The following is a 7,457-nucleotide window of genomic DNA, read 5'->3' as shown; positions in this document are numbered from 1 at the left end:
CGACGCGACCTGCTCGACCGTCAACTCATGAGTACACAGTCATACCAACGACAGCCAGTCTTGATGGTCACCCCAGATGCGGTTGCAGTACTAGGACCCGACCCTGGTGGTGCTGGACACGCAGAGCGTCCACGTTGCTGCCGGGGTCCCTGCCTCCACGACCGGCCGGGATGCCGCGAAACGGGTGCCGGGCCGCAAGCGGGGGCTGGCCGTGGACGTGCTCGGTCTGGTCATCGCGGTCACCGTCCTCGCCGCGAGCGCGCACGACAACGCTGCGGGCATCGCCCTGTTGGACCAGGTCGCCGCGCACGCCGGCGGCACAGCCCGCAAGGCGCTGGTCGACCAGGGCTTCAAGAACCAGGTCGTCGCGCACGGCGTCGGCCTGGGCATCGACGTCGAGATCGTCGAACGCAACCCGCAGGACAAGGGATTCGTGCCGCAGCCGAAGCGGTGGAGGGTCGAGCAGACCTACGGGATCTTGATACTGCACCGGCGCCTGGTCCGCGACTACGAGCACTGCCTGGCCTCCTCCGCCTCCCGCGTCTACTGGGCCATGACCCACGTCGTGGCCCGCCGCCTCACCGGCGCGAACACTCCCACCTGGCGCGATGCGCAGACGGTGACCGCGTGAGTATCCAGCCCCTACTCGAGGCACTCGGCATCCAGGAGGACGCCGCCCGGGCCCTGGCCGACGACCTCCGCACCCCGATTGCCGAACTGCAGGGCCGGCTGCTGGAGACGGAGACCCACCTCGAGTACCTCGCGATCACCCGGAAGACCGTCACCGCCCTCACCGACCGGATCCCCATCCACGCCGCCTTCCCAGAGCTGCCCGAGCACCCGGACTACCCCCGCATCCTCGCCCCCAAAGCCGCCAGCCCCCTCCGGGCCCGTGACGTCTGCGAAGCCCTTGACCACGAACTGCTGCCGAAGAATATCGAGGGCACCCGCGCCAAGCTGAAACGCCTGTTCAAGCTCGACATCCTCACCGAGGGGACGTCGGCAGCTTCACGAGGAAGCAGTAACCACCGCGACCGGCAACCCGGCCCCAGCCTCATCCGGAAACGGACACCAACTCGCGAACCGCCCTCTCAAGCCTCTCACCCGCTCGGACGAGTGAGTGACGGCCCGAATATTCCGCCACGAACACGGCTACCGGACGAATGAGGCAGCCAGGCCCAGTCTCACTCTGATTGACATACGTGTCCTGCGCATCTGACCTTACTCATATGGCAAGAAATGACACAGAAGAGAACATTGGAGACATCGGGCCAATCAAGCCGAGTAACTGGGGGCTTGTCGGCCGGACGGCACCCGCTCCAGAACGCAGCGGCCCCCAAGGCGCTTGGGGGCCGCCGGACTGGACCACCCAGATGGCCGCGAAGAAAGAACAGCGACTGTTCTGGTTTGCCGTCGGACTCGCCGCCGCCGTTCTCGCGATCATCCTGATCGGCATGAGCCAGTCCTACAAGGCTGGAGACATCTCGACAGCCACAGCCCCCATGGGCGCCCTCGCGGGGATAGCCGTCGGGTTCTTCTTCGGCGACCGTGGTAAGTAGCCGAGCCTCTACCGGATTGCCCGAATGATCAGCTCACGCTCGCGCTCACCTTCAAGCTGCAGCAGAATCTTGACGCCACGGTCACTCTGAGTAAGTAGATAGCGATACACGACGAGCGACCTACGAATGATCTCTGACATGTTCGTGCCCTCTGCCGCTGCCCACTCGCGTAGATCTTCAAGGTCGTCGACCTGCATGTTCATCGAGATCTTCTTGACTCGCTCCTGCGAGGGCTCTCGAACCTCGCCCTCAGCCTGGCCGGACTCACCGGTCGCCGCCATTTACGGGTGCTCCTTCTCGTCATCCCCCCGCCGAAGATGCAGAGCCCTCTCCATGACAGCACCGAGAGCAGTCATGGCACGCCTCTGGCTGGAATTGGGCATTTTCTCGTCCTAGCGCCTCCAGTATGCGCACGATATATACGAACCGCAGATGTCGCGCGCAAACGGTCGGCGGCGTCCGTTGCGTGATCGGCGAGTTCAATGCGGGTCTGGCAGGTGGCTGCGGCGAGCGTGCGGCAGGCCTGGGCGAAGTCGGTGGCGGCCTTCGGTCCGGCGTCGGGTTGAGGTTCCCCCGCTGCGCGGGGGTGGCTGACTGGCTGGTCAGGGCGGGGTGACGTGGTTTCAGGTTCACTTGTTCGGCTGCTGCTCGGCTGGCGTAGTGCTTCTCCTCGTATTCGATCGGGCTGAGGTAGCTGAGCCACTTCTGGATTCTGTGGGGGTTGTAGAAGCCGTCGAGTCGATGTACTCGAAGAGCGCGAGTTAGCTTCAGCCCTGGTGGCGAAGACCCGGCCGCGGATGCACACGGTCTTGATCACCATCCACAGGTTCTCCGCCAGGGCATTGTCGAACGAGTCGCCGACCGAGCCCATGGATGCTTGGACCTCGGCTCTGACCAGGCGTGTTGTGAGCTTCACGGACGTGTATTGGGCTGGCACCTGCGCAAGGTCATGGCGGACAGCGGGAGGGCTATCGTGAGACACGGTCGTGCGTGGATAACGCCTTCGACCGCGCCGTAGTCCTCGGCGACATCCGCCGGGCCGGGAAGAAGCCGCAGCACCTGGAACCCCTCCCCAACAGGGCGATCGACCACACCGGTGCCGGGGAGGCTACACGTCCGGAGGCGTCCCGATGGCGAATCGGTGGATCACCACGGACGATGGTGCTCGGACCCACGGCGCGGCAGCAGGTCTCCTGGGGCCGCGCCGCACACCTGCGCTGCACGACAGCCGGTCTCAGGAGGTGATCGGGTGCGGACTCCCTCCAGGCCCCACCCCGGCTTGCGCCCGAAAGCGGTACGGCCCTCGCTGCGAACCTGGCAGTCACGCGTGTCCTTCGCGGTCGTGCTGCTGACCCTGATCCTGACGACGGCGCTGCTGGCCCGGTTCGGCGCCGAGGACTTCGCCCATGCGCTGACCTTCCCGGGCCGGATCACCGGTGCCGTCCTTCTCGCGGTCGCGCTCACCACCCTGCTGGGCGCCGCCGGGGTGCTGGACCACTGGATCCGGCACTCCTTCCCGTACTCCGGCCTGTTCGCTCTGATCGGCGCGTTCGCGGCCCTGCTGACCAACGTCCTGGTTCTGGTCGAGACGTTGAAGGACGGCAATTCAAAGTGGTATCCGGCGCTGTTCGCCGCGCTCTCGGCGGGTTCGGCCTGGGCCGTTCTCACGGTGTGGCGGACGACGGTCCTGATCCCCGCTCCGAAGCGGGTGGCCGCCGCGGTGATCGTCTCCTCGATCATCGCGGTCGCCAATTTCAGCTATCAGAACCTCTACGTGCCGTACCAGCGGAATACCGAGCCTCTGATCACTTTGTCCGTAGGAACGGCGATGCCCAGCAAGGACGGCAAGGCCTTCTCCGTACCGGTCGACATCACCATCCAGAACCACGGTTCCGTGGGTTTCTATGTGCTCGGCACCGAGTTCCACGCCATGGGGTTACGGGTGCCGCTCAGCCCTGAGGACCGGCTCCGCCAGCAGTGGCGGGTCGACACCGAGCAGTGGTCCAAATCCTCGGTGGTGAACCCGCTCTCCCGCCGGGAGGTGTACCAACCCGGCGAGCTGGTGGAGGCGAAACCGTGGATGCCCCTTGGCCAATGGATCGAGTCGAGCGGCACCTTCGCCACCCGACTGGTGGTGCAACTGCCCATGAACACGCCGTACGACCAGGTGGCGTTCTACGCCACCGCGAGCCTCGCGCGCAAGGACCGGCTCGTGCTGCAGCCGCCACTCCAGTTCGTGGGGAACTCTTGGAGTGGGGACAAGATCTCCCCACAGGTGAAGCAGGACCAGCAAAGGGGCCTCGACTCCCTCATCTACCATGCCAGGGTGCACGAGAACAACGCGCTCGACGAGCACACGAGGGACGCGCGTTTCGTCACCGTCTACTGGAAGTTCGGCCCGCAGGGCGTGCACGTGACGACGACCGTCGCGCGCAAGGGAGAGGAGAACCGCGTCCTCCCACAGGCGGAACAACTCGAGCTGGTGAGCCGCTACGGCCTCGTCGACCTCGTCGCGGGCCCGCATGTGCGGAGCCTGTGGGACATCAAGAGCCAGCGATGAGCCGCTTCAGCCAGGCCACCAGGACGAGCGAGCTGTTCACACGGTCCCATGAGTACGAGTCTCCCGTGCCGAGCCGGGCCTCCCCCACCGCCCGGCGCAGAGTCTCCACGTCGAACATCTCCGGAACCAGCGGATGCCTGGCGGAACGGCACAGGGCGACGCGCTACCGCAACGGGCTGCCACCGCCTACGTGCGCGGTCTGCTCGTCACCGCCTGCGCCCTGGAAGACCTGCCGCCCGTGGTCATCGCCGACCTGCTCGGTATCCACCCCAAAACAACGGACGCGGGCGCCCGGTGCGGGGAGCCCTCCGAGACAGGGGATCCACGACGGCTGCGAGGGTGCCGGGATGTCTGCGTGCACGTCAGAGCTCTTGGAAGCGGGCGCCATACGGACGATCCTGGCACCCACGTCCCTTCTAGCGTCGGGTGATTCAAAATCACCTTGCTTCCCCATGGCTGCCGATGAGCGCCACACAGGGCAAACGTTCCTCTGAATCGGCGGAGGGCCAGTGCGGCGGATCAAGGTGCCCCGCACCGGCCCCGCCACCTGACGAATACTGCAACTCTCGATTACCGGCACTTCACCAGTAGCACGCGGACACCGTGGAATGGTGGTGGCGTTCACAGGGCCGCGGCGCAGACCGCACCGCGGCCCTGGCCTTCGGGGACGAGGACGGACCCGCCCGTTTGTCAGCGAGGCTGAAGCCTGTTCTTGCAGTACGGGTCGGTGAGGCGCTGGGTGGCACGACGGTGGTCGCGGAACGGCAGGCCGGGGGCGACCCGTAAACGCGGGTGGAGACGGACCTGGCGGTGGAGGTGTTGGCCGGGTCCGGCCGTCACGGGACGCTGGCCGGACCCGGATGCGATGACTTCAGGAATGCCGGATCAGGGGGCGACCTCGTACTTCATGACCGTGTTGCAGCCCTCGGACAGCTTCTCCAGCGTGGCCCGTTCCTTGTCGTCCGCGGTCAGCTTCCACCGGAGCTTTGTGGCGGTCCAGTCAGCGAGGTAGGTGCACTTCGCGGACTCGGCCGGCGGCATCCACTCCGACGGGTCCTTGTCCGCCTTGGACCGGTTCGTCTTCGCGGTGACCGCGACGAGGCTGCGTTCGGCGCCAAGGTCATTCGCGTACCGCATGCGCCGGTCGGCATCCCATGCCGAGGCCCCGCTGTCCCACGCCTCCGCCAAGGGCACAATGTGGTCGATATCGAGCTTGCCTGCAGCGGTGACCGTGACCTCGTCGTAGTACGACCGCCACTCGCCTCCCGTCAGCGCGCATCGCGCCCCCTGTTCCGGCGCCGTGACCGTCTCCGCAAGCAAAACCTCGTTGCGCGTCGAGCAGCTGTCGCCGTCCTCACCCACGCCCTCCTCCAGCTCACTGCCGACCAGGGCATCCCGCTGTACTACGCGGGCGGCCTCGACGCCGCAGGCATTCAGATCGCCGCCACCGTGCGGCAGCTGTACGGAGCCGAGCTCATCGCCATGGACGCCGACCTCGTCCACACCGCGGGCAGCATTCCCTCCGCCATCCCCCTCAGCGTCCTGCCCGAGACATGCGACCCCACCCTCGCCGACGTCCTCCGCGCGGGCGGACGGGCGATCTACCAGGAACACGATGCTGCACTCGCACGCTTGCTCACCCCTCCCTGCGGGACGAGAGAGGTACCGACCGACCCGTGACTGGGAGTTGGAGGGGCAGCAGGGGCGGGCGAAGCGGCCATCGAGAAGAGCGGGGCATAGTTCCGAGCCACGTTCGGACCGGTTCGAAGAGTTGAAATAGCCCTCACGGCCGTCTACGGGTCAACGATCACCTGCCGGTTGACCCGTGAGGGCAGCCGCCTGCCTCTCGCGGTGTTCGGGGGGTCGGGGGTGTTTAAGCACAGCCGTGTGCTGGCGGGGTCCGGGCGGCGTCCGGGGGGTTCTGCGGTGCGGCGGGTGCGAGGCAGGTCAGCGGGCCGGCCGGTACGGTCCCCGGCTTTCCGCCCCCAACATCCGCGGGCGAACGAGCACTGCATGGGGGACCCCGCCACGTCCCACACCTGCACGTACTGACGATGTTTCACATCTGCCAGGCCCGCGCCCACTCCACTGCCCAGGAGCCCGCCGACGTTTACTGGGGCGATGGGACGGGGGCGGCGCAGCGGCCGAGCCGTTGGGAACCGCCATGCAGTCCAGGTGGGACCGGCCGCCCGAGCCGCCTTTCAACTGACGACACCAAGCCCCGCGCAGGGGGTATCGCGGAGCCCGGCAAGGGATCACGCGGGGCGTGCCGGCTGTTCACCGATCGCGGCATCGACGGCATCCTGGACGCGTTGGAGCTTGGCGAGGAAATTCTCGTCGTCGGAGGGGAAGGCGAGGGCGGCCAGTGTGGTCCTTCGTCGGGCCAGCGACTTCTCCAGCCACGCCTGCCACTCCGGCGTGGCCTCCGCCCGCCCGACGGTGCCAGGCGACCACAGGCGCTGCGGCCCGCCAGCCGAACTGAAGTGCGGGTTCACGCGGGTCCTCTCCGGAGCGGGCAGGAAGTCACGGATCGCCGTGTCCGTCCACCCCCGCGTGCGCAGGATCGGCACGCTGACCCAGTTGACGGCGCGCGGCGCGCGTGATGCGGGCGCGGGATGATGCGGTGGTGCGGGTGCTGCCCGCCACGCGGTCTCCTCCTGCTCCGCCACCGCCTTCTGCTGGGCCCGCTCCTCCCCGGCGAGGCGGTACTCCCGGTAGGCATCAGCGAGCCACTCGGGCCGGGGCTGCTCCCTGCGTACCTTCCGTACCCAGGGCGCTGTCACGTTGTTGAGTGTGTGCGTGCCTGACGGTGTGTCGGGTGTGGTGGGGCCGGGTTCCGGCTCTGTGCTCAGGCCGCGGCAGGCAGGCCGGCGACGCCGGTGATCTGATCCCGGATAGCGAAGCGGGTGGTCATCTCGGTGCGGTAGTGGGCGGCGGTCATCAGGTGGCGGCGGGGCCTGAAGTGGGGTGAGATACCGCTGAACGCGGCCAGGAACTGCTGGGCTCCGCCGATGCTACGGAAGCCTTTCATGGCGCGTTCGCGCTGCCGGGTGGGCTGATGACTGTTCTCGGCCCGATTGTTCGGGCCCTTGTGGGAACGGTGCTCGACGGAGGGCATGACCTCGCGGTGGGCCGCGCCGTAGGAGCGGAGCTTGTCGGTGATGATCACCCGCGGCACCGAGCAGGTATTCCTGAGCAGTTTGCGGAAGAAGCGCCGGGCTGAGGCCTTGTCCCTTCGGCTCTGGACCAGGATGTCGAGCACGTTGCCGTCGGCGTCGACGGCCCGCCACAAGTACTTCAGCTCACCGTTGATCTTCACGAAGACCTCGTCCAGGTGC

At 67.1% G+C, this 7,457-nt stretch carries 8 protein-coding genes and 2 pseudogenes; 5 read left to right on the top strand and 5 right to left on the bottom strand.

Going from position 1 to position 7,457, the window contains the following annotated elements; all coding sequences use genetic code 11:
- Positions 1-94: 94 nt before the first annotated feature.
- The 3 genes and pseudogenes from ACWCQ6_RS34745 to ACWCQ6_RS34735 all read left to right on the top strand — a co-directional run.
- Positions 95-631, top strand: a pseudogene (locus ACWCQ6_RS34745) (transposase); the annotation flags it as partial.
- Positions 628-1,167: a hypothetical protein gene (locus ACWCQ6_RS34740; protein ID WP_451096140.1), complete on the top strand. Its 540-nt coding sequence runs from the start codon at positions 628-630 to the stop codon at positions 1,165-1,167. The pseudogene ACWCQ6_RS34745 and the gene ACWCQ6_RS34740, both read left to right, overlap by 4 nt.
- Before the next feature lie 206 nt (positions 1,168-1,373).
- On the top strand, positions 1,374-1,559 hold the full coding sequence (locus tag ACWCQ6_RS34735; protein ID WP_451096138.1) for a hypothetical protein: 186 nt from the start codon (positions 1,374-1,376) through the stop codon (positions 1,557-1,559).
- 8 nt (positions 1,560-1,567) lie between these two features.
- On the opposite strand, the gene ACWCQ6_RS34730 is transcribed toward ACWCQ6_RS34735, so the two are convergent.
- The gene (locus tag ACWCQ6_RS34730; RefSeq protein WP_451096136.1) at positions 1,568-1,840 is read right to left on the bottom strand and encodes a hypothetical protein; all 273 of its coding nucleotides are present in this window, start codon (positions 1,838-1,840) and stop codon (positions 1,568-1,570) included.
- A gap of 1,046 nt (positions 1,841-2,886) precedes the next feature.
- Between ACWCQ6_RS34730 and ACWCQ6_RS34725 the strand changes: the two genes are divergently transcribed.
- Entirely contained in the window at positions 2,887-4,119 is a 1,233-nt protein-coding gene (locus ACWCQ6_RS34725; RefSeq protein WP_451096134.1) for a hypothetical protein, read from the top strand.
- On the opposite strand, the gene ACWCQ6_RS34720 is transcribed toward ACWCQ6_RS34725, so the two are convergent.
- Both ACWCQ6_RS34720 and ACWCQ6_RS34715 read right to left on the bottom strand, forming a co-directional pair.
- On the bottom strand, positions 4,103-4,237 hold the full coding sequence (locus ACWCQ6_RS34720; protein ID WP_451096132.1) for a hypothetical protein: 135 nt from the start codon (positions 4,235-4,237) through the stop codon (positions 4,103-4,105). The genes ACWCQ6_RS34725 and ACWCQ6_RS34720 overlap by 17 nt on opposite strands.
- A 767-nt stretch (positions 4,238-5,004) precedes the next feature.
- The gene (locus ACWCQ6_RS34715; RefSeq protein WP_451096142.1) at positions 5,005-5,577 is read right to left on the bottom strand and encodes an HNH endonuclease family protein; all 573 of its coding nucleotides are present in this window, start codon (positions 5,575-5,577) and stop codon (positions 5,005-5,007) included.
- Between ACWCQ6_RS34715 and ACWCQ6_RS34710 the strand changes: the two are divergent.
- A pseudogene (locus ACWCQ6_RS34710) lies at positions 5,497-5,799 on the top strand (DUF2399 domain-containing protein); the annotation flags it as partial. The gene ACWCQ6_RS34715 and the pseudogene ACWCQ6_RS34710 sit on opposite strands and share 81 nt — an antisense overlap.
- A gap of 575 nt (positions 5,800-6,374) precedes the next feature.
- On the opposite strand, the gene ACWCQ6_RS34705 reads toward ACWCQ6_RS34710, so the two are convergent.
- A complete protein-coding gene (locus ACWCQ6_RS34705; RefSeq protein ID WP_451096130.1) occupies positions 6,375-6,902 on the bottom strand; it encodes a hypothetical protein in 528 nt (175 codons plus the stop codon).
- Positions 6,903-6,967: 65 nt separating this feature from the next.
- The coding region (locus ACWCQ6_RS34700; RefSeq protein ID WP_451096128.1) for an IS6 family transposase at positions 6,968-7,457 on the bottom strand (490 nt) is incomplete at its 5' end.

This window comes from Streptomyces sp. NPDC001880, assembly GCF_053594575.1.
This window is presented reverse-complemented; position numbering and strand designations above follow the sequence as displayed.

Coding starts and splice junctions, on each gene's coding strand:
- ACWCQ6_RS34730 (WP_451096136.1), bottom strand. CDS start 1,840: ATGGCGGCGACCGGTGAGTCCGGCCAGGCTGAGGGCGAGGTTCGAGAG.
- ACWCQ6_RS34735 (WP_451096138.1), top strand. CDS start 1,374: ATGGCCGCGAAGAAAGAACAGCGACTGTTCTGGTTTGCCGTCGGACTC.
- ACWCQ6_RS34720 (WP_451096132.1), bottom strand. CDS start 4,237: ATGTTCGACGTGGAGACTCTGCGCCGGGCGGTGGGGGAGGCCCGGCTC.